Origin of the sequence: Pseudomonas sp. SK2 (assembly GCF_016772395.1) — a bacterium.
In the GTDB taxonomy this organism is placed as follows: Bacteria; Pseudomonadota; Gammaproteobacteria; order Pseudomonadales; family Pseudomonadaceae; genus Aquipseudomonas; species Aquipseudomonas taiwanensis.
The window spans coordinates 4,327,762-4,346,465 of sequence record NZ_CP061944.1; the positions used below are offsets into that span (position 1 = coordinate 4,327,762).

The following is an 18,704-nucleotide window of genomic DNA, read 5'->3' on the forward strand; positions in this document are numbered from 1 at the left end:
CGACGCTATTTGTTGAAGGGTTTCACAAATGTGATTCTAGGCTCTTTCCACGGCCCCTCGACGCGGTAGTGCACGCTGGCAAAACGCGACACGCGGTCACCGATCAACCGATCGACCAGGAACAACGCCCCGCCAACCGCTGGCGCACCGACAATCAGGGCGGCCAAGGGCAGGTTGTTGGTCACTGGCAACGTCACTTGCAAGTTGGCATCGACACGGTCACGAACCATGTCCAGCGTACCGTCGAGCTCGAAGTTGCTCGACGGCCCGGTCACCGTGATCGGCTCGCGAGTTACATAGACACCATCACTTGCCACCAACAAGCCTTTGACCCGGTCATAGGCCAAGCCTTTGTCGAACAGATCGGAGAAGTCCAGGCGCAAGCGACGGCCGATGGAGTTGAAGTTGAGCAGGCCGAACACGCGCAGGGCCTGGGCACTGCCTTCCACCTCGACGAACTGGCCGGTGCGCAACGCCGCGTCCATGCTCCCCGAGAAACGCTTGAGGCCAACCCAGGCCGGTGAGCCAGGCCAACGGCCATCGACATCCAGGCGGAAATCGCGGCTGGTGACCGTAGGCGCGAAGCCCCAGGCCTTGAGGACATCAGCCAGGTTCTTGCCATCGAGGCGACCTTTGTACCAGCTGCTGCTGGCCCCCGGCAGGCCTTCCCAGCCGCCACTGCCATCAATGCGCAGCCCTTTGAAATCGAGGTCGATATCACTGGCCGACACCCCACGGGCGGTCGGGCGCAGCTTGACCGCCGCATTGCCGTAGAAGTCATCACCCCGGTAGAGCTTGTCGATGGTCAGGTCCAGCGCCGGGACCTTGCGAGGGTCGAAGGTGGCCAAGGGGTCGGGTCCATCTTCGGCCTGGACCTGAGCCGGGTCGGCCGCGGGCAGACGCAAGGTCTGCAGGCGGACGGTCATGGGCGCGGCCTTGGCATCCGGAACCCTTGCGTTACCGATGACTTCCTTGCTGTCCAGACGCAGATCCCATGCTGGGCCGCCGCGAGCCAGGCGAACCACGGCCTGGTTCAAGTCCATGCCGAACGCCTTGAGCTGGCCGATGCTCAGGTCGACGCTCTGCAGGTTCTGCCGGGCATTGCCGCTCGGGTCATCGCCAGCCAGTCGGTTCATCTGTTCCTGCCAGGGCGCCAGGTCCAGGGACTCCAGGCGTCCGCGCACACGCAAACCCGGGCTGGCCGGTACCTGCGCGTCGCCCGTGCCGAGCAACAACTCACCGCGCCCTTGGGTCAGCTTGTCGGCAGGCGCGGCGTAGGCAAAACGCGCAAGGTCCGCGTAGCCTGCATCGAAGCGACGCTCTGCGCCTTGCAGGCCCATGCTGAAACGGCTGTCACGGGTTTCGGACGCGGCCTTGCCGAACGGTGCCGGCAGGTCTATCGCCAGCCCTTTGAGCGACGAGTTGACACTCAGGCTGTTGTCGCGGCTGCCCAGATTGACCTGCAGTCGGTAAGGCACATCACCCGAAGCAGGCAGCGCCTGCTTGAACTGCAACCAGTCAGTCAGGGACTTGAGCGCCACCTGGCCAGTGGCATTGATCCGGGTCTGCATCTGCCCTGGCTTGCCTTCGGCGACGATCTGCGCGGACACCGGTTTGCCGAATGCTTGCAGGCTGATGTCCTTGCCGCTCAGGCCCTTGTCCAGGTCAAAACTGAAGTCGCCCTTCAATTGGCTCAGGTCAAGGCTCGGCGGTGCCACCTTGAGTTGCGCATCGGCGGTAGCGAAGTCCACCTGCACGTTGGGCCGATCACCGCGGACCAAGGGGATGTCGAGCTTGACCTTGCCCTTGAGCGGCCCCTCTCCTTCCCAGCCGGCGAATATCTCACCTGTGCCGATCGGCGCTTCCTTGAGGATCTTCAAGCCATCGCCAAGGCTGCCGTCGAAATTGCCATCCAGGTACAGATGGCTATGCTGGTCGCCGTCGACATGGGGAATATCGACACTGACGTCGCTCACCTTCGTATCGAGCAATGTACCCTGACTGGCCTTGATGCGAATGCCGCTGTCCTCTATCAGCACATCCCCGGCGACCTGCTGCACCTGCGGCCAACCCGGCTGGAAGTCCAGCGCCGCATCGCGGACCTTGAAGAACAGGCTGATGCTTCGCGCCTCGGGCGCTGCCCCATGGTTGAGCGACCCTTGGTACTGGAAATAACCTTCGTCCACGGTCCCCTTGACGATGGCGGTGCGCAGCCACTCGTCCAGGGCCGGACTAAGCACTTCGGGCAGGTACTTCGCGGTATAGCGGCCGTCGCCTTCGGTCAGGCCGACACGCAGGTCCATGTAGTCTTCGCGCCCTTCCTCGAACAGCAGTCGAATGAGGAAATCGCCGGCAATCTTGCCCTCCTCGCCCAACACCTTGAGGTAGGGAGCGATGAGGGTGAAGCCCTCCTTGTCGAGGCTCCAGGTAAGGCGGGCATTGGCCTTCTGGTAGTGCCAGGGTTTGGCGAAGATCGGATACAGATGCAGCATGAATGCATCGGTATCCAGTCGCAGTTCACCGTGCCCCAAGTTACCGCTGATACTGCCGCTGACGTTTCCGGCGGCAGGAGCACCGTGGTACGCGTCGAAACCTACCTTTTCAAGATTGGCGGCGAACTGCAGCCGCTCGTCGCCCTCGACCTTTGGCCGGATATCGAGGCGTACGTTGCGCAGTGCGCCGGTGACCTTCAGCGCGTCGACCACGGTCATCAGTTTTTCAGGCAGTGGCGCCAGGGCATCGACCAGCGGGGTGAGCGGAGTCAGGTCGAGCCGATCGGCCTGCACCTGCCAGCTCTCCTGTGCGGGCTCTTCGCCATCACGATGACGCACTTGCAGATGCGACTCCCATCGCGTCTTGCCAATGCTGGCAGCCAACGAATCGACCACCACATCGAAGCCCTGCTCCTGGCGCTGGAACCAGGCAGTCAGCGCCAGGTTATCCAACGTGGCAGATTTGCGCCCGGCATAGGCACCCGTGAGCTTGGGTGCATTGAGCCGTACAACTGCCTGTTGCAACTGACCCTGGCTCCAGTCGATCCACAATTCGCCACCCGAGCGCAGGGTGTGTGCTTGCCACTGGCCCAGCAGGCGCGGCGGCAACCAACGCGCCCAATCACTCTGCGGCAGGCTCAGGTAAGCCTGGACCTGCCCGTCACGCCATTGGTTGGCCGAAGCCCGGCTGCGCAGGTTCACCGCCAAGGGCTGGCCATCCGGGAGGGTCGCGCGCAGGTCCAGAGCCTGACGCGAAGCACCGGCCTTCAGGCCAAGACTCACATAGGTCAGGGTCAGCGGGTCACGTTGCCAGGGGTGCAGGGTAACCTGGCTGTCGAACACATCGATGCGCCCCAGCTGGCGCATGCGCTGGAGAATCTCGGCAGGATCGATTGCGGCGTCGTCTTTTTTCGGCAGACCTTCCAGCGCCCAGCTGCCCTGGGCGTCCTCACGCAGGATCAACTGCAAGCCACCCAGCTGAATACGCGCCAGCTGCACTTCACGGCTGGTCAGGCTGGCCCAGAGGTCAGGCACCAGCTTGACCTCATCCAGGCGCAATGCCGCCGAGCCTTCGCCCACTTGTAGATCGCGCACGCGCAATACAGGTGCCAGGCCGCTCCAACGCCCCTCGAGCGCACCGATGTGCACCGGCAGGCCCAAGGTTTGCTCCGCCTTGGCTTCTACATCGGCGCGGTATTCGGCAACCAGCGGTACCAGTTGCCGCCCCGCGCTCACGTACAGTGCCACCAGCACCGCAAGCAGAGCACACAAGCCCAGCCCCCAGCGGGTCAAGGCGACAAGAACGCGGGTCAGACGTCCCATGGCCATGGCCCTCCAAGTCGTTTATCCATGATGGCCCCTGGCAGCGGTTTTGCCAGCTCGACCTGCATGGGGTGGGGTTCGAAACGCGTCAGAGCAGCACCACGTCGTATTGCTCCTGCGAATACATCGACTCGACCTGGAAGCGAATGGTTCGACCAATGAACGCTTCCAGCTCGGCCACGTTGCCGGATTCTTCATCGAGCAGACGGTCGACCACCTTCTGGTTGGCCAGCACACGGTAACCTTCGGCCTGGTAGGCACGGGCCTCACGCAGGATTTCACGGAAAATTTCGTAACAGATCGTCTCTGGGGTTTTCAGCTTGCCCCGCCCCTGGCAGGCGATGCAGGGCTCGCACAGCACCTGCTCAAGGCTTTCCCGCGTGCGCTTGCGGGTCATCTGCACCAGTCCCAGCTCGGTGATGCCGATGATGTTGGTCTTGGCATGGTCGCGCTCGAGCTGTTTTTCCAGGGTACGCAGTACCTGGCGCTGGTGCTCTTCATCCTCCATGTCGATGAAGTCGATGATGATGATCCCGCCGATATTGCGCAGGCGCAGTTGCCGGGCAATGGCGGTTGCCGCTTCGAGATTGGTCTTGAAGATGGTCTCTTCGAGGTTGCGATGACCGACGAAGGCGCCAGTGTTGACGTCGATGGTGGTCATCGCCTCGGCCGGGTCGACCACCAGGTAACCACCGGACTTGAGCGGCACCTTGCGCTCCAGCGCTCGCTGGATCTCATCCTCGACGCCATACAGGTCGAAGATCGGTCGCTCGCCCGGGTAGTGCTCAAGGCGGTCGGCAATCTCTGGCATGAGTTCGGCGACGAACTGCGTGGTTTTTTGGAACGTTTCCCGCGAGTCGATACGGATTTTCTCGATCTTCGGGTTGACCAGGTCGCGCAAGGTACGCAGGGCCAGGCCCAGGTCTTCGTAGATGACCGTTGGCGCACCGCAAGTCTGTATCTGGCTGCCGATCTGCTCCCACAGCCGGCGCAGGTAACGGATGTCCTGGAGTATTTCCTCGGCGCGCGCGCCTTCGGCGGCTGTGCGCAGGATGAAGCCCCCGGCGTCCTTGATGTTCTCGCTTGCCATGCAGTCGCTGACCACCTGCTTGAGGCGGTCACGCTCGGCTTCGTCCTCGATCTTCAGGGAGATACCGACGTGACTGCTGCGGGGCATGTACACCAGGTAGCGCGAGGGAATAGACAACTGGGTCGTCAGGCGCGCGCCCTTGGTGCCGATGGGGTCTTTGGTCACCTGCACCACCAACGCCTGCCCTTCATGCACCAGGGCGGTGATGCTCTCGACCGCCGAACCTTCGCGCTGAGAAATTTCAGAAGCATGGATGAACGCGGCCCGTTCCAGGCCGATGTCGACGAACGCCGCCTGCATGCCTGGCAGCACGCGCACTACCTTGCCTTTGTAGATATTGCCAACGATGCCTCGGCGTTGCGTGCGCTCAACGTGCACTTCCTGCAGCACGCCGTTCTCCACCACTGCCACACGTGATTCCATCGGGGTGATGTTGATCAGGATCTCTTCACTCATGGCAGGCTCTCGTCAAAGGTCTTGGCTAATGATGGATGTCGTACGCAGGGCTGGCTACTGTGGGTGTGTTACCTCTGGCAAAAGCCCTGGCACCTGCCAACTGGCAATGCCGAATTGCGCAAGCAGATCGGAAGTCTCGGCGAGCGGCAGGCCAACGACCGAGGAGTAACTGCCGACCAAGGCGGTGACGAACACCGCGCCCAGTCCCTGTATGGCATACCCACCGGCCTTGTCCAGGGGTTCGCCGCTGGCCCAGTAGCGTTCGGCCTCATCACCGGTAATCGGGCGAAAACGCACGCTGCTCGAAACGCACAGACTGAGGCAGCGCTGGCCATCGCTCACGGCGATGCCAGTCAGGACCTGGTGTTCGCGCCCCGACAGGTCGGCCAGCATGGCCAAGGCATGTTCGCGGTTTTCCGGTTTGCCGAGAATACGACCATCGAGCACCACCGCAGTGTCTGCGCCAAGGGTTACAGCCGGGCCGTCTACTCTGGCGAAACCGGCCTTGGCCTTGGCCTGGGCCAGGCGCTCGACATAGGCCTCGGCGCTTTCGTGAGGGAGTGGGGTTTCATCGACAGGTGCGCTGACCGTGGTGAACGGCACGCCGATCTGGGTCAGCAGTTCACGACGGCGTGGCGAGCCCGAGGCCAGGTAAAGCGGAGTCATGCGGACATCTCCCTGTCAGTCGCGGCATCGCCGTCAGTTTATGTGCAATCGGCGGCGCAAGTCGCGCAGGGCGAAGCTGACCCAAGGCCATAGCAAGGCACTGATCACCGCCGACCACACCAACGCCAGGGTCGGCAGGCGGTTGCCGGTGAGCGCGCTGAGCCATAGCTGGATCAATTGGGCGATACCGAAGATCACCAGAATCACAAGGCTCTGCTGCCACATGGGGAACATGCGCAGGCGTTGCTGCAGGGACAATACCAGGAAGGTGATCAGGGTCAGGATGAGGGCGTTTTGCCCCAGCAAGGTACCATAGAGCACATCCTCGGCCAGGCCGAGCAGGAAAGCCGTGGTCATGCCGACCTTGTTCGGCACCATGAGGGTCCAGAACGACACCAGCAGTGCCAGCCACATGGGCCGGAACACTTCCAGGAACTGAGGCATCGGCGAGACGCTCAGCAGCAGACCGATGACGAATGTCAGCCAGATCACCCACCCGTTGTTACGGCGCGAAGTTGCCATCATGGTCTCCGGTGTTGAGCCGGCGCGGCAGGCGCGGCGGCTGGGGTAGCGGGCGCGGCCGTCGGGGTCGGCGCTGGCGTGGCCGGTACGGCGGGAGCAGTGCCGGCAGGGGCGGCGCCGCTGGCCGGGGCAGCGTGATCGGCGGGTGCAGCTGGCTGGCCACTGGCCGGGGCGCCCTTGCGGTCGGCTTCTTCCTGGGCGATGGCGGCGTCGGTGGCACGCTGCTCCGGGCTGCGTCGATCGCTGAACACCAGCAGCATATAGCGGCTGCGGTTAAGGGCGGCGGTTGGAATCGCGCGCACGATGGCGAACGGCTGGCCCGAGTCATGGATCACTTCGTTGACCGTGGCCACCGGGTAGCCGGCCGGGAAGCGTTGCCCCATACCGGAACTGACCAGCAAGTCGCCTTCCTTGATGTCGGCAGTGTCTGCCACGTGGCGCAACTCCAGGCGCTCGGGGTTACCCGTGCCGCTGGCGATGGCGCGCAGGCCGTTGCGGTTGACCTGCACCGGAATGCTATGGGTGGTGTCGGTCAGCAGCAGCACCCGTGAGGTGTAGGGCATCAGTTCGACCACCTGGCCCATCAGGCCACGGGCATCGAGTACCGGCTGGCCAAGAAACACACCATCACGCTCGCCCTTGTTGATCAGTATGCGATGGGTGAACGGGTTGGGGTCGACACCGATCAGCTCGGCCACCTCGACCTTTTCATTGACCAGGGCCGAGGAGTTCAGCAGCTCACGCAGGCGCACGTTCTGCTCGGTGAGGGCCGCCAGCTTTTGCAGGCGCCCCTGCAACAGCAGGGCCTCGGTCTTGAGCTTTTCGTTTTCCGCGATCAGTTCGGTGCGGCTGCCGAACTGGCCGGCCACGCCTTGCCACAGGCGCTGCGGCAGGTCAGTGACCCAGTAGGATTCCATCAGCACCAGGCCCATCTGGCTGCGGACTGGCTTGAGCACGTCGAAACGTGCGTCGACCACCATCAGCGCGACGGACAGCACTACGAGTACCAGTAGGCGAACGCCCAACGAGGGGCCCTTGGAGAAAAGCGGTTTAATGGGCCGTTCCTCGTGGACGACTCAGGAGGTCATTGGACATGGGACAACGCACCAGCCTGGTTGCGGGTTGACGGAAACGACGCCCGGATGGACGCCTGCCCAGCGCATACAGGTAGCACTGCTCGTGCTACCTGTAAACCGGGCGCTCAGAAGCAGCGGGTGGGAATCACTCGCTGGAGAGCAGGTCCATCGCGTGCTTGTCCATCATCTCCAGGGCGCGACCGCCGCCACGGGCAACGCAGGTCAGCGGGTCCTCGGCGACGATCACCGGCAAGCCGGTTTCCTGTGCCAGCAGCTTGTCGAGGTCACGCAGCAGTGCGCCACCACCAGTCAGCACCAGGCCGCGCTCGGCGATGTCGGAAGCCAGCTCGGGCGGCGACTGCTCCAGGGCGCTCTTGACGGCCTGGACGATGGTCGCCAGCGACTCTTGCAGGGCCTCGAGCACTTCGTTGGAGTTCAGGGTGAAGGCACGCGGTACGCCTTCGGCCAGGTTGCGGCCACGGACGTCGACTTCACGCACTTCGCCACCCGGGTAGGCGGTACCGATTTCCTGCTTGATGCGCTCGGCGGTGGACTCACCGATCAGGCTGCCGTAGTTGCGGCGCACATAGGTGACGATGGCTTCGTCGAAGCGGTCGCCGCCCACACGCACGGACTCGGCATAGACCACGCCGTTCAGCGAGATCAGCGCGATTTCGGTGGTACCGCCACCGATATCGACGACCATCGAACCACGGGCTTCCTCGACCGGCAGGCCGGCACCGATGGCGGCAGCCATCGGCTCTTCGATCAGGAACACCTCACGTGCACCGGCACCCAGGGCCGACTCGCGAATGGCGCGGCGCTCTACCTGGGTCGACTTGCACGGCACGCAGATCAGCACGCGTGGGCTGGGCTGCAGGAAGCTGTTCTCGTGAACCTTGTTGATGAAGTACTGCAACATTTTTTCACAAACGCTGAAGTCGGCGATGACGCCGTCCTTCATCGGACGAATGGCAGCAATGTTGCCAGGCGTACGGCCCAGCATGCGTTTGGCTTCGGTACCGACGGCGACGACGCTTTTCTGGTTGCCGTGGGTACGGATGGCAACAACCGAGGGCTCATTCAGGACGATACCGCGCTCACGCACGTAAATAAGGGTGTTGGCAGTACCCAGGTCGATGGAGAGATCGCTGGAAAACATGCCACGCAGTTTCTTGAACATGGGAAAGTGACCCTGGGGAAAGCGTGGGTAAAAAAGTGCGGCAAACTCTAACAATGGCAGGGATTTTGGGCAAGGAGCCAATATGTTAAATTGGCAGTTTTTCCGAGCAAGCCAGCAGATGATCGCGGCCGTATGACCGCCAAAATGCCGACATGTTCCTCACCACGGACCTCATTCCGTTCTTAGTTTTTCTGGAGATCCCCATGGCGCTTCAACGCTGCGACGTGGAAAAGATCGCCCATCTGGCCCGTCTGGGGCTGAATGAAGGCGAACTGCCACGCATTACCGATGCCTTGAACAGTATTCTCGGGCTGGTCGACCAGATGCAAGCGGTCGATACCAGCGGCATCGAACCCTTGGCCCACCCACTGGAAGCCAGCCAACGCCTGCGCCCTGACCAAGTCACCGAGCGCAATCAGCGCGACGCCTATCAGGCCATCGCACCGGCGACCGAAAGCGGTCTGTACCTGGTTCCAAAAGTCATCGAGTAAGGGAAAGAGCCTGCCATGCATCAATTGACCCTGGCCGAGATCGCCCGCGGACTCGCCGACAAGTCGTTTTCCTCCGAAGAGCTGACCGGCGCCCTGTTGGCGCGCATCAAGCAGCTCGACCCGCAGATCAACAGCTTCATCAGCGTCACCGAGGACCTGGCCCTGACCCAGGCCCGTGCTGCCGACGCCCGTCGCGCCGCCGGCGAGAACGGCGCCCTGCTCGGCGCACCGATCGCCCACAAGGACCTGTTCTGCACCAACGGCATCCGCACCAGCTGCGGCTCGAAGATGCTCGACAACTTCAAGGCGCCCTACGACGCCACCGTGGTCGCCAAACTGGCCGAAGCCGGCATGGTCACCCTGGGCAAGACCAACATGGACGAATTCGCCATGGGCTCGGCCAACGAGTCCAGCCACTACGGCCCGGTGAAAAATCCATGGAACCTTGAACACGTTCCCGGCGGCTCGTCCGGCGGTTCCGCCGCAGCGGTGGCCGCACGCCTGCTGCCGGCCACTACCGGCACCGACACCGGCGGCTCGATCCGTCAGCCAGCGGCGCTGACCAACCTCACCGGCCTGAAACCGACCTATGGCCGTGTTTCGCGCTGGGGCATGATCGCCTACGCCTCGAGCCTCGACCAGGGCGGCCCACTGGCCCGCACCGCCGAGGACTGCGCCCTGCTGCTGCAAGGCATGGCCGGCTTCGACGCCAAGGACTCCACCAGCATCGAAGAGCCGGTGCCGGACTACAGCGCCAACCTGAACGCCTCGCTGCAAGGTCTGCGCATCGGCCTGCCGAAGGAATACTTCGGTGCCGGCCTCGACCCGCGCATCGCCGACCTGGTCCAGGCCAGCGTCAAGGAGCTGGAAAAGCTCGGCGCGGTGGTCAAGGAAATCAGCCTGCCGAACATGCAGCACGCCATCCCGGCGTACTACGTGATCGCGCCGGCCGAAGCCTCCTCCAACCTGTCGCGTTTCGATGGCGTGCGCTTCGGCTACCGCTGCGAGAACCCGAAAGACCTGACCGACCTGTACAAGCGTTCCCGTGGCGAAGGCTTCGGCGCCGAAGTCCAGCGCCGCATCATGGTCGGCACCTACGCCCTGTCGGCCGGCTACTACGACGCCTACTACGTCAAGGCGCAGCAGATCCGTCGCCTGATCAAGAATGACTTCATGGCCGCGTTCAACGACGTCGACCTGATCCTCGGCCCGACCACGCCGAACCCGGCCTGGAAGCTCGGCGCCAAGAGCAACGACCCGGTCGCCGCCTACCTTGAGGACGTCTACACCATCACCGCCAACCTGGCGGGCCTGCCGGGCCTGTCGATGCCGGCCGGTTTCGTCGATGGCCTGCCGGTCGGCGTACAACTGCTGGCTCCCTATTTCCAGGAAGGCCGCCTGCTCAACGTCGCGCACCGCTACCAGCAAGTCACCGACTGGCACACCCGCGCCCCCAACGGCTTCTGAGGAACTGACACATGCAATGGGAAGTTGTGATCGGGCTGGAGATTCATACCCAGCTGGCCACCCAGTCGAAGATTTTCTCCGGCAGCGCCACCACCTTCGGTTCCGAGCCGAACACCCAGGCCAGCCTGGTTGACCTGGGGATGCCCGGCGTACTGCCGGTGCTCAACCAGGAAGCCGTGCGCATGGCCTGCATGTTCGGCCTGGCGATCGACGCCGAGATCGGCAAGCGCAACGTGTTCGCGCGCAAGAACTACTTCTACCCCGACCTGCCCAAGGGTTATCAGATCAGCCAGATGGACCTGCCGATCGTCGGCAAGGGGCACCTGGACATCGCCCTGGAAGACGGCACCATCAAGCGTATCGGCATTACCCGTGCGCACCTGGAAGAAGACGCCGGCAAGAGCCTGCACGAAGATTTCAGCGGCTCCACCGGCATCGACCTGAACCGCGCCGGCACACCGCTGCTGGAAATCGTCTCCGAGCCAGACATGCGCAGCGCCAAGGAAGCCGTCGCCTACGTCAAGGCGATCCATGCTCTGGTGCGCTACTTGGGCATCTGCGACGGCAACATGGCCGAAGGTTCGCTGCGCTGCGACTGCAACGTGTCGGTGCGCCCGAAAGGTCAGACCGAGTTCGGCACCCGCTGCGAGATCAAGAACGTCAACTCGTTCCGCTTCATCGAACGCGCGATCAACAGCGAGATCCAGCGCCAGATCGACCTGATCGAGGACGGCGGCAAGGTGGTCCAGGAAACTCGCCTGTACGACCCGAACAAGGACGAGACCCGCTCCATGCGCAGCAAGGAGGAAGCCAACGACTACCGTTACTTCCCCGACCCAGACCTGCTGCCAGTGGTCATCGAGGACAGTTTCCTGGAAACCGTTCGCGCCGGCCTGCCGGAACTGCCACAGCAAAAGGTCGAGCGCTTCCAGAGCCAATACGGCCTGTCTGCGTACGATGCCAACGTGCTGGCCTCCAGCCGTGAGCAAGCCGACTACTTCGAAGAAGTGGCACGCGTTGGTGGCGATGCCAAGCTGGCCGCCAACTGGGTCATGGTCGAGCTGGGCAGCCTGCTGAACAAGCTTGGCGTGGAAATCGACCAGTCCCCGGTCAGCGCCGCGCAACTGGGTGGCATGCTGCTGCGTATTCGCGACAACACCATCAGCGGCAAGATCGCCAAGACTGTGTTCGAAGCGATGGCCGCCGGTGAAGGCGATGCCGATGCCATCATCGAGAGCAAAGGCCTCAAGCAGGTCACCGACACCGGCGCTATCGACAAGATGCTCGACGAGATGCTGGCAGCCAATGCCGAGCAGGTCGAACAGTACCGCGCCGCCGACGAGGCCAAGCGCGGCAAGATGTTCGGCTTCTTCGTCGGCCAGGCGATGAAGGCGTCCAAGGGCAAGGCCAACCCTGGGCAAGTGAACCAATTGCTCAAAGCCAAGCTCGAAGGGTGATTGTTTTCCCCCTGTAGCCTGCGAGGGCCTGGCCCTCGTTCGCAGGTAAACCCGCTCCCACAGGACCGCGCCACGCTCAAGGGCAGCGCGCCCCTGGGGAGCGGACCCACCGGCGAATGCAGCACCGGAGCATCCGACTTGCTAAAACGATCCCTCGGCACCCTCGCTCTCTTCTCCGTCCTGGCCGGCTGCGCCAGCCACGACATTGACCCCAGCGGTTACGATAAGACCGGCACCGCCTCCTATTACGGCGCTCGCCACCACGGCAAGCGCACCGCCAGCGGCGAACCTTTCAACCAGCATGGCCTCACCGCCGCCCACCGTAGCCTGCCCTTCGGCAGCCGCGTTCTGGTCACCAACCTGGCCAACCAACGCAGTGTGGTTGTGCGAATCAACGACCGTGGCCCGCACACGCGCGGCCGCCTGATCGACCTTTCACGTGCCGCCGCAGAAAAAATCGGCATGCTCCGTAGCGGAACGGCGCGAGTCCGGGTACAAGGTCTGAGCGACTGACTCGACTGGAGCCTCGACCATTTTCGACCTGGCCACCCTCCCCACCTTCAGCCTGCTGCAACTGGGCCTGGCCCTGCTATTGCTGATCGGCGGTGCCGAACTGATGGTGCGCGCCGCCCTGCGCCTGGCCCAACGCCTGCATGTGCGGCCGCTGATCATCGGCTTGAGCCTGGTGGCTTTCGGCAGCACCGCACCGCAACTGACGGTGAGCCTGCAAGCTGCCTATCAGGGCGCCCCGGACGTCGCCGTGGGCAGCGTGATCGGCAGCAACATTTTCAACGTGCTGGTCATTCTTGGCCTGGCGGCACTGATCATCCCCTTGCGGGTATCACGCCAACTGGTGCGCCTGGACATTCCGCTGATGATCGCCGCCAGCGCCTTGGTCTACGCGCTTGCAGCCAATGGTTACCTAGGCCGCCTGGAAGGGGGCCTGTTGCTCTTCGGCCTGGCGGGCTACCTGGCCATGCTCTGGCACCAGTCCCGCCACTATGCCCGCACCTACCCCGCGCCCAGCGTTGCCACGATCAGCACCCGGCGCTTCTGGTTTACCGTGACGCTGCAGATCCTGTTGGGCCTGGGCCTACTGAGCCTGGCCGGCCACTTGATGCTGGAAGCTGCCGTCGAAGTCGCCACCGACCTGGGACTGTCCGAACGCATCATCGGGCTCACCGTGGTGGCCGTGTGCACCTCCCTGCCAGAACTGGCCACCGCAATGATCGCCGCCTTGCGCGGCGAACGGGAAATCGCCGTGGGCACGGTCGTCGGCAGCAATCTGTTCAACCTGCTCGCGGTGCTCGGCCTGACCGCGACGATTGCCCCCGAGCCGCTTTCGATCTCGCCCAACGCCCTGGCCTTCGACCTGCCCGTGATGCTGGGCGTCGCAGCCCTGAGTCTGCCGGTGTTCTATTCCGGCTACCGGATCACCCGCGCCGAGGGCCTGGTGTTCCTGTGCCTGTACCTGGCCTATGGCCTGCACGTGGTGGCATTCACCACAGGCATGCCACTGGCCGGTCGCCTGGAACGGCTGATGCTGTTCTATGTCTTGCCGGTGCTGGGCGTGGTGCTGCTGTACACCACGTTGCGCGCCTGGCGTCGCCAACACTAAGGAAAACAACATGGCCGAACACAACTCCGGCGAACAGATTCGCCGCCAGGTGATGGGGGATGCATTCGTCGACCGCGCCCTGAACAACGCCACCGACTTTACCCAACCGCTGCAGGACTTCGTCAACCAACACGCCTGGGGCAGTGTCTGGGCTCGCGATGGGTTGCCGTTGAAGACCCGCAGCCTGATCACCCTGGCGACCCTGACGGCACTCAAGTGCCCGCAAGAGCTCAAGGGGCATGTGCGCGGGGCCTTGAACAATGGCTGTACGGTGGAGGAGATCCGCGAGGCGTTGCTGCATTGCGCAGTGTATGCCGGAGTACCCGCGGCGATCGATGCCTTCAGGGCAGCCCAGGAAGTAATCGACACCCACCAGGGTTGAACGATATATCGCCGTCACGCCGGCTCCCAACGTGCAGGAGCCGACGTGCCGGCGATAACGCCAGACCGTCTTACTTGGCTTGGCGCGCCTTCTTCATCTTGAAGGCCACCCACAACACAGCGATCCACGCCGGAATCAACAACACCGAGATACGAATCGGCGGGGTCAGGTACATCACCACCAGAATCAGCACGATGAACGCCAGGCACAGGTAGTTGGTCACCGGGTGACCCCAGCTGCGGTAGAACGGGTTGATACCCGCCGCCAGCTTGGCTTTGCGGAACTTCAGGTGGGTAATGCTGATGCTGGCCCAGTTGATCACCAAGGCCGACACCGCCAGGGCCATCAACAGACCGAAGGCTTCACCTGGCATCAGGTAGTTGATCAGCACGCACATGCCGGTGGCGAACGCCGACACACCCAGCGCCGTCAGCGGCACGCCACGACGGCTGACCTTGAGCAGCTGCCGCGGCGCATCACCCTGGCTGGCCAGGCCGAACAGCATGCGGCTGTTGGCGTACACACAGCTGTTGTAGACCGACAGTGCAGCCGTCAGCACCACGATATTGAGGATGGTCGCGACCAGATCGCTGTCCAGCTCGTGGAAGATCATCACGAACGGGCTGCCGCCCTGCACGACCTTCTGCCACGGGTACAGCGACAGCAACACTGCCAGTGCACCGATGTAGAAAATCAGGATGCGGTACACCACCTGGTTGGTCGCCTTGGGGATGCTCTGGCGTGGGTTGTCTGCTTCGGCGGCGGTAATACCCACCAGCTCCAGGCCACCGAAGGAGAACATGATCACCGCCAAGGCCATGATCAAGCCAGTCACGCCGTTGGGGAAGAAACCACCGTACTGCCACAGGTTGGCCACGCTGGCGTCCGGCCCGCCGTGGCCACTGCTCAACAGCCAGGCACCAAAGCCGATCATGCTGACGATGGCTACCACCTTGACCAGCGCGAACCAGAACTCCAGCTCACCATAGACCTTAACCTGGGTCAGGTTGATGGCGTTGATCGCCACGAAGAAGATCGCCGCCGTGGCCCAGGTGGGAAAATCCGGCCACCAGTACTGCACGTAGATGCCCACGGCCGTCAGCTCGGCCATGCCTACCAGCACGTACACCACCCAGTAGTTCCAGCCCGATACGAAACCTGCGAACTCGCTCCAGTACTGGTGGGCGAAATGGCTGAAGCTGCCGGCGACCGGCTCTTCGACCACCATCTCGCCGAGCTGGCGCATGATGAAGAAGGCCATGAGGCCGGCAATGGCGTAGCCCAGCAGCACGGACGGGCCGGCCAGCTGGATGGTTTGGGCAATGCCCAGGAACAGCCCGGTGCCGATGGCCCCGCCCAGCGCGATCAACTGGATATGGCGATTCTTCAGCCCGCGCTGTAACCGCTCGGGCGTGCTCTGGTCTTGCATGAAGTGTCCTTTAGTCAGGAGGCCGTGTTGTTGGAGTTGTTTGCAGTCAAGGATCTAGATCCATCCGCCCCACTGCAAGATGAAAATGCCAATGTTGGTGGTAATCGCCGCCATTAGTGTGGTGATCACGATGATAGAAGCCGCCAGCTCATGATTGCCGTTGGCCGCCCGGGCCATGACATAACTGGCCGCAGCGGTCGGGCTGCCGATGTACAGGAACAGGATGCCCAGCTCGGCCCCACGGAACCCGCACAACCAGGCACCCAAGGTGCCGATCAACGGCAGCCAGAGCATCTTCACCAGGCTGGCGTCGATCGCCAGCCTGCCGCTGTCACGCAGGGCCGCCAGCGACAGGGTACCGCCGATACAGATGAGCGCCAGCGGCAGGGTCATCTGCGCCAGGTAATCACCCGAAGTCAAAAGCCAGTTAGGCAGCGGTACTTGCCCGTACGCCATGGGAGTGGCCACCAGCACGCTGATGATCAACGGGTTGCTGAAGATGCTCTTGCAAATGCTCCAGGGGTCGGACTTCAGGTCGGGGCTGTACACCGCCAGCACCACCGCCGACAGCGAGTTGTACATGAGGATGACCAGCCCCGCGAGCACCGCCCCCAGCGAGATGCCGTAGTCACCGTAGAGACTGGCCGCCAGGGCCAGGCCAATGACCCCGTTGTTGCCACGAAATGCCCCTTGGGTATAGATGCCCCGGTCGGCCAGCGGGCTACGCCAGATCGCCATGCCCCAGGCCAAGGCGAAACCGACCAGCGTGGCGACGATGAAATAGAGGATGACTCCAGGTTTGACTGCCGAAGCCAGGTCGGCGTGGTAGATACCCAGGAACAGCAACGCCGGCATGCAGACGTTGAACACCAACTGCGAGGCGACGCGATTGAAGTTGTCGTCGATCAGGTGAATGCGTTTGAGCAACACGCCCATGAACAACATGGCGAACACCGGGGCCGTGATGTTCAGCGTCTGGATAAGAAGGGCGAGCATGCGCAAGCGATCCTGATGGGAGTTGCCGTTAGGTGGCTAATGATACGCCAACGCGTCAGGAAATGCGGGGATCGTGGAGGACTATCGCGGACGTTTCTGCCTTTGCTGGCCTCCTCGCGGGCAAACCCGCTTCACAGGGATGTGCACCCCGTGGGCGTGGGTTTACCCGCGAAAGGGCCGGTGCAGGCAGCAGGAGGTCAACGGCGGACCGGGCGCTTCTGCAATTTGCGCTGCAAGGTCCGGCGGTGCATGCCCAGCGCCCGCGCAGTGGCGGAGATATTGCCTTCGTGTTCGTTGAGCACGCGCTGAATGTGTTCCCACTGCAAGCGGTCGACCGACATCGGGTTTTCCGGCACCAAGGTATCGAGGTCGGTATGTTCCGAGAGCAGCGCCGCCAGCACATCGTCCGCGTCGGCTGGCTTGCACAGGTAGTTGCAGGCACCGCGCTTGACCGCCTCGACCGCCGTGGCAATGCTCGAGTAACCGGTCAGGATCACCACACGCATTTCCGGGTCCAGCTCCAGAAGCTTGGGCAGCAGCACCAGACCGGAATCGCCTTCCATCTTCAGGTCCAACGTGGCGTAGTCCGGCAAGTCCTGCTGGGCCAGAATCAGCCCTTCTTCAGCGGAACTGGCCGTGCTGACACGGAACCCCCGACGGCTCATGGCACGGGCCATGACCCGAGTGAAGGTGGCATCGTCATCCACCAGCAACAGGTGGGGCAATTCTTCGCCTTCGACCTGGTTTTCTTCGCTCATCTTTCATCTCCTCGCTTGCCATAGGGCAGGCGCAGTTCGGTCAGGGTGCCACCCTGTTCATGACTATAGAGTTTCACCGAACCGCCCGCACGGGTCACGCTGGCCTTGCTCAAGAACAGGCCCAGGCCGAAGCCTTTGCCCTTGGTGGTGATAAAGGGTTTGCCGATGGCCTCGGCAATGGCCGGCGGCACGCCCGAGCCATGGTCACGGATGCTGATGACGATGTCCTGGGCGTCCCAGTCCAAGCGCACTTCCAAGTCATCCGGACAGGCATCGGCGGCATTGTTCAGCAGGTTCAGCAGGGCCTGGGTCAAATCCGGCGGCGGGGTCAGGCGAGGCACCTGGCCGTCTCGCAGGCGCTGGAACCGGTAGCTGGCTTCCGGGCGCATCAGGTGCCAGCGGTTGAGCGCCTCGTCGAGCCAGGCGGTAACGTCCTGCTCGACCACCGCCATGCGTCGGTTGGCCTCGGCTGCCCGCACCAGTTGCTGCAGGGTTTCCTTGCACAGTTTGACCTGGTCCTGAAGGATCTGCAGATCTTCCTGCAGCATCGGGTCCGAATGGTCCTGGCGCATTTCATTGAGCAGGACGCTCATGGTCGCCAGCGGCGTGCCCAACTCATGGGCCGCGCCTGCCGCCTGGGTGGCCACGGCCAGCAACTGCTCGTCGCGCAGGCTTTCTTCCCGCCGCTCGGAACGCAGTTGCTCCTGGCGACGCAGCTCTTCGGCCATGCGGGCGGCGAAGAAGGTGATCACCGCTGCCGCCAGCGCGATGCTCAGCCACATGCCGTACACCTGCATCTTGTCCCGCGCCATCGGCAACCCTTCGAGCGGGTAGAACTGCACCAGCAACAGGCTGTAGGCCGTCAGCGCGATGCCAGAGAGAATCAGCGAGTAGAGCCATGGCAGGGTCACTGCGGCAATCGCCAACGGCACCAGGTAATACGACACGAACGGGTTGGTCGAGCCGCCCGAGTAATAAAGCAACGCACTGTGAATCAGCAGGTCACAGGCCAGTTGCAAGGCGTATTCCAGCTCGGTGACTGGCAGCGACAGGCGCAGGCGCAACGCGGTGAACGCGCACAGGATGGATGAGAGTGCCAACGTCGCCGCCAGCGAGAACCAGGGCAGCGGCAGCAGTTCGGTCCAGTAGGCGACGCCCACCGAGCCGGCCTGGGCAGCCAGGACCAGCACGCGAATGACGGTCAGGCGCCAGAGGTTCTGACGGGTAGCGGATAGCGGTTGTACGGCGGCGAGCATGAGCTCTCCTGATGAGTGCTCCAGGAAAATCGGCTGGAGTAT

Annotated in this window: 16 protein-coding genes; 6 read left to right on the top strand and 10 right to left on the bottom strand. The window is 63.1% G+C overall.

Annotated features, from left to right (window positions below):
* Nucleotides 1-5 precede the first annotated feature (5 nt).
* From IF103_RS19480 to mreB, 6 genes are all read right to left on the bottom strand, one after another.
* Entirely contained in the window at nt 6-3,821 is a 3,816-nt protein-coding gene (locus IF103_RS19480) for a YhdP family protein (protein ID WP_202675596.1), read from the bottom strand.
* An 82-nt stretch (nt 3,822-3,903) separates the two neighbouring features.
* Nucleotides 3,904-5,361 carry a ribonuclease G gene (gene rng / locus IF103_RS19485; protein WP_023382158.1) on the bottom strand — a complete coding sequence of 486 codons (1,458 nt, stop codon included), beginning with the start codon at nt 5,359-5,361 and terminating at the stop codon, nt 3,904-3,906.
* A 54-nt stretch (nt 5,362-5,415) separates the two neighbouring features.
* The gene (locus IF103_RS19490) at nt 5,416-6,027 is read right to left on the bottom strand and encodes a Maf family protein (protein WP_023382159.1); all 612 of its coding nucleotides are present in this window, start codon (nt 6,025-6,027) and stop codon (nt 5,416-5,418) included.
* A gap of 33 nt (nt 6,028-6,060) precedes the next feature.
* Nucleotides 6,061-6,549 (bottom strand): rod shape-determining protein MreD, encoded by a 489-nt coding sequence (gene mreD / locus IF103_RS19495; protein WP_202675597.1) that lies wholly within the window; start codon nt 6,547-6,549, stop codon nt 6,061-6,063.
* A complete protein-coding gene (mreC, locus tag IF103_RS19500; RefSeq protein ID WP_252189413.1) occupies nt 6,549-7,574 on the bottom strand; it encodes a rod shape-determining protein MreC in 1,026 nt (341 codons plus the stop codon). Before mreC ends, mreD begins: the two co-directional genes overlap by 1 nt.
* A gap of 196 nt (nt 7,575-7,770) precedes the next feature.
* Complete coding sequence (gene mreB / locus IF103_RS19505) at nt 7,771-8,808, bottom strand: rod shape-determining protein MreB (protein ID WP_003255163.1); 1,038 nt, start codon at nt 8,806-8,808, stop codon at nt 7,771-7,773.
* 203 nt (nt 8,809-9,011) lie between these two features.
* Between mreB and gatC the strand changes: the two genes are divergently transcribed.
* The 6 genes from gatC to IF103_RS19535 all read left to right on the top strand — a co-directional run bounded on the left by gatC (nt 9,012) and on the right by IF103_RS19535 (nt 14,223).
* The gene (gene gatC / locus IF103_RS19510) at nt 9,012-9,299 is read left to right on the top strand and encodes an Asp-tRNA(Asn)/Glu-tRNA(Gln) amidotransferase subunit GatC (protein WP_023382162.1); all 288 of its coding nucleotides are present in this window, start codon (nt 9,012-9,014) and stop codon (nt 9,297-9,299) included.
* A 15-nt stretch (nt 9,300-9,314) separates the two neighbouring features.
* Nucleotides 9,315-10,766 (top strand): Asp-tRNA(Asn)/Glu-tRNA(Gln) amidotransferase subunit GatA, encoded by a 1,452-nt coding sequence (gene gatA / locus IF103_RS19515; protein ID WP_023382163.1) that lies wholly within the window; start codon nt 9,315-9,317, stop codon nt 10,764-10,766.
* Between the two features lie 11 nt (nt 10,767-10,777).
* Nucleotides 10,778-12,223, top strand: a complete 1,446-nt coding sequence (gene gatB, locus IF103_RS19520) for an Asp-tRNA(Asn)/Glu-tRNA(Gln) amidotransferase subunit GatB (RefSeq protein WP_023382164.1) — start codon at nt 10,778-10,780, stop codon at nt 12,221-12,223.
* Nucleotides 12,224-12,361: 138 nt separating this feature from the next.
* Nucleotides 12,362-12,736 carry a septal ring lytic transglycosylase RlpA family protein gene (locus IF103_RS19525; protein WP_023382165.1) on the top strand — a complete coding sequence of 125 codons (375 nt, stop codon included), beginning with the start codon at nt 12,362-12,364 and terminating at the stop codon, nt 12,734-12,736.
* 61 nt (nt 12,737-12,797) lie between these two features.
* Nucleotides 12,798-13,841 carry a calcium/sodium antiporter gene (locus tag IF103_RS19530; protein ID WP_027906590.1) on the top strand — a complete coding sequence of 348 codons (1,044 nt, stop codon included), beginning with the start codon at nt 12,798-12,800 and terminating at the stop codon, nt 13,839-13,841.
* Between the two features lie 10 nt (nt 13,842-13,851).
* Entirely contained in the window at nt 13,852-14,223 is a 372-nt protein-coding gene (locus IF103_RS19535; protein WP_202675599.1) for a carboxymuconolactone decarboxylase family protein, read from the top strand.
* Between the two features lie 70 nt (nt 14,224-14,293).
* On the opposite strand, the gene IF103_RS19540 is transcribed toward IF103_RS19535, so the two are convergent.
* The 4 genes from IF103_RS19540 to IF103_RS19555 form a co-directional block, all read right to left on the bottom strand.
* Nucleotides 14,294-15,652, bottom strand: a complete 1,359-nt coding sequence (locus IF103_RS19540) for an amino acid permease (protein ID WP_023382168.1) — start codon at nt 15,650-15,652, stop codon at nt 14,294-14,296.
* Nucleotides 15,653-15,706: 54 nt separating this feature from the next.
* Nucleotides 15,707-16,648, bottom strand: a complete 942-nt coding sequence (locus tag IF103_RS19545; protein ID WP_023382169.1) for an AEC family transporter — start codon at nt 16,646-16,648, stop codon at nt 15,707-15,709.
* Between the two features lie 197 nt (nt 16,649-16,845).
* Nucleotides 16,846-17,406 carry a response regulator transcription factor gene (locus tag IF103_RS19550; RefSeq protein ID WP_016391130.1) on the bottom strand — a complete coding sequence of 187 codons (561 nt, stop codon included), beginning with the start codon at nt 17,404-17,406 and terminating at the stop codon, nt 16,846-16,848.
* Entirely contained in the window at nt 17,403-18,662 is a 1,260-nt protein-coding gene (locus tag IF103_RS19555; protein WP_202675600.1) for an ATP-binding protein, read from the bottom strand. The genes IF103_RS19550 and IF103_RS19555 overlap by 4 nt, the downstream gene beginning before the upstream one ends.
* Nucleotides 18,663-18,704 lie beyond the last annotated feature (42 nt).

Bases quoted from the DNA above. Each gene is read 5' to 3' on its own strand.
- IF103_RS19480 (WP_202675596.1), bottom strand. From the start codon at position 3,821: ATGGCCATGGGACGTCTGACCCGCGTTCTTGTCGCCTTGACCCGCTGG.
- rng (WP_023382158.1), bottom strand. From the start codon at position 5,361: ATGAGTGAAGAGATCCTGATCAACATCACCCCGATGGAATCACGTGTG.
- IF103_RS19490 (WP_023382159.1), bottom strand. From the start codon at position 6,027: ATGACTCCGCTTTACCTGGCCTCGGGCTCGCCACGCCGTCGTGAACTG.
- mreD (WP_202675597.1), bottom strand. From the start codon at position 6,549: ATGGCAACTTCGCGCCGTAACAACGGGTGGGTGATCTGGCTGACATTC.
- mreB (WP_003255163.1), bottom strand. From the start codon at position 8,808: ATGTTCAAGAAACTGCGTGGCATGTTTTCCAGCGATCTCTCCATCGAC.
- gatC (WP_023382162.1), top strand. From the start codon at position 9,012: ATGGCGCTTCAACGCTGCGACGTGGAAAAGATCGCCCATCTGGCCCGT.
- gatA (WP_023382163.1), top strand. From the start codon at position 9,315: ATGCATCAATTGACCCTGGCCGAGATCGCCCGCGGACTCGCCGACAAG.
- gatB (WP_023382164.1), top strand. From the start codon at position 10,778: ATGCAATGGGAAGTTGTGATCGGGCTGGAGATTCATACCCAGCTGGCC.
- IF103_RS19535 (WP_202675599.1), top strand. From the start codon at position 13,852: ATGGCCGAACACAACTCCGGCGAACAGATTCGCCGCCAGGTGATGGGG.
- IF103_RS19540 (WP_023382168.1), bottom strand. From the start codon at position 15,652: ATGCAAGACCAGAGCACGCCCGAGCGGTTACAGCGCGGGCTGAAGAAT.
- IF103_RS19545 (WP_023382169.1), bottom strand. From the start codon at position 16,648: ATGCTCGCCCTTCTTATCCAGACGCTGAACATCACGGCCCCGGTGTTC.
- IF103_RS19550 (WP_016391130.1), bottom strand. From the start codon at position 17,406: ATGAGCGAAGAAAACCAGGTCGAAGGCGAAGAATTGCCCCACCTGTTG.
- IF103_RS19555 (WP_202675600.1), bottom strand. From the start codon at position 18,662: ATGCTCGCCGCCGTACAACCGCTATCCGCTACCCGTCAGAACCTCTGG.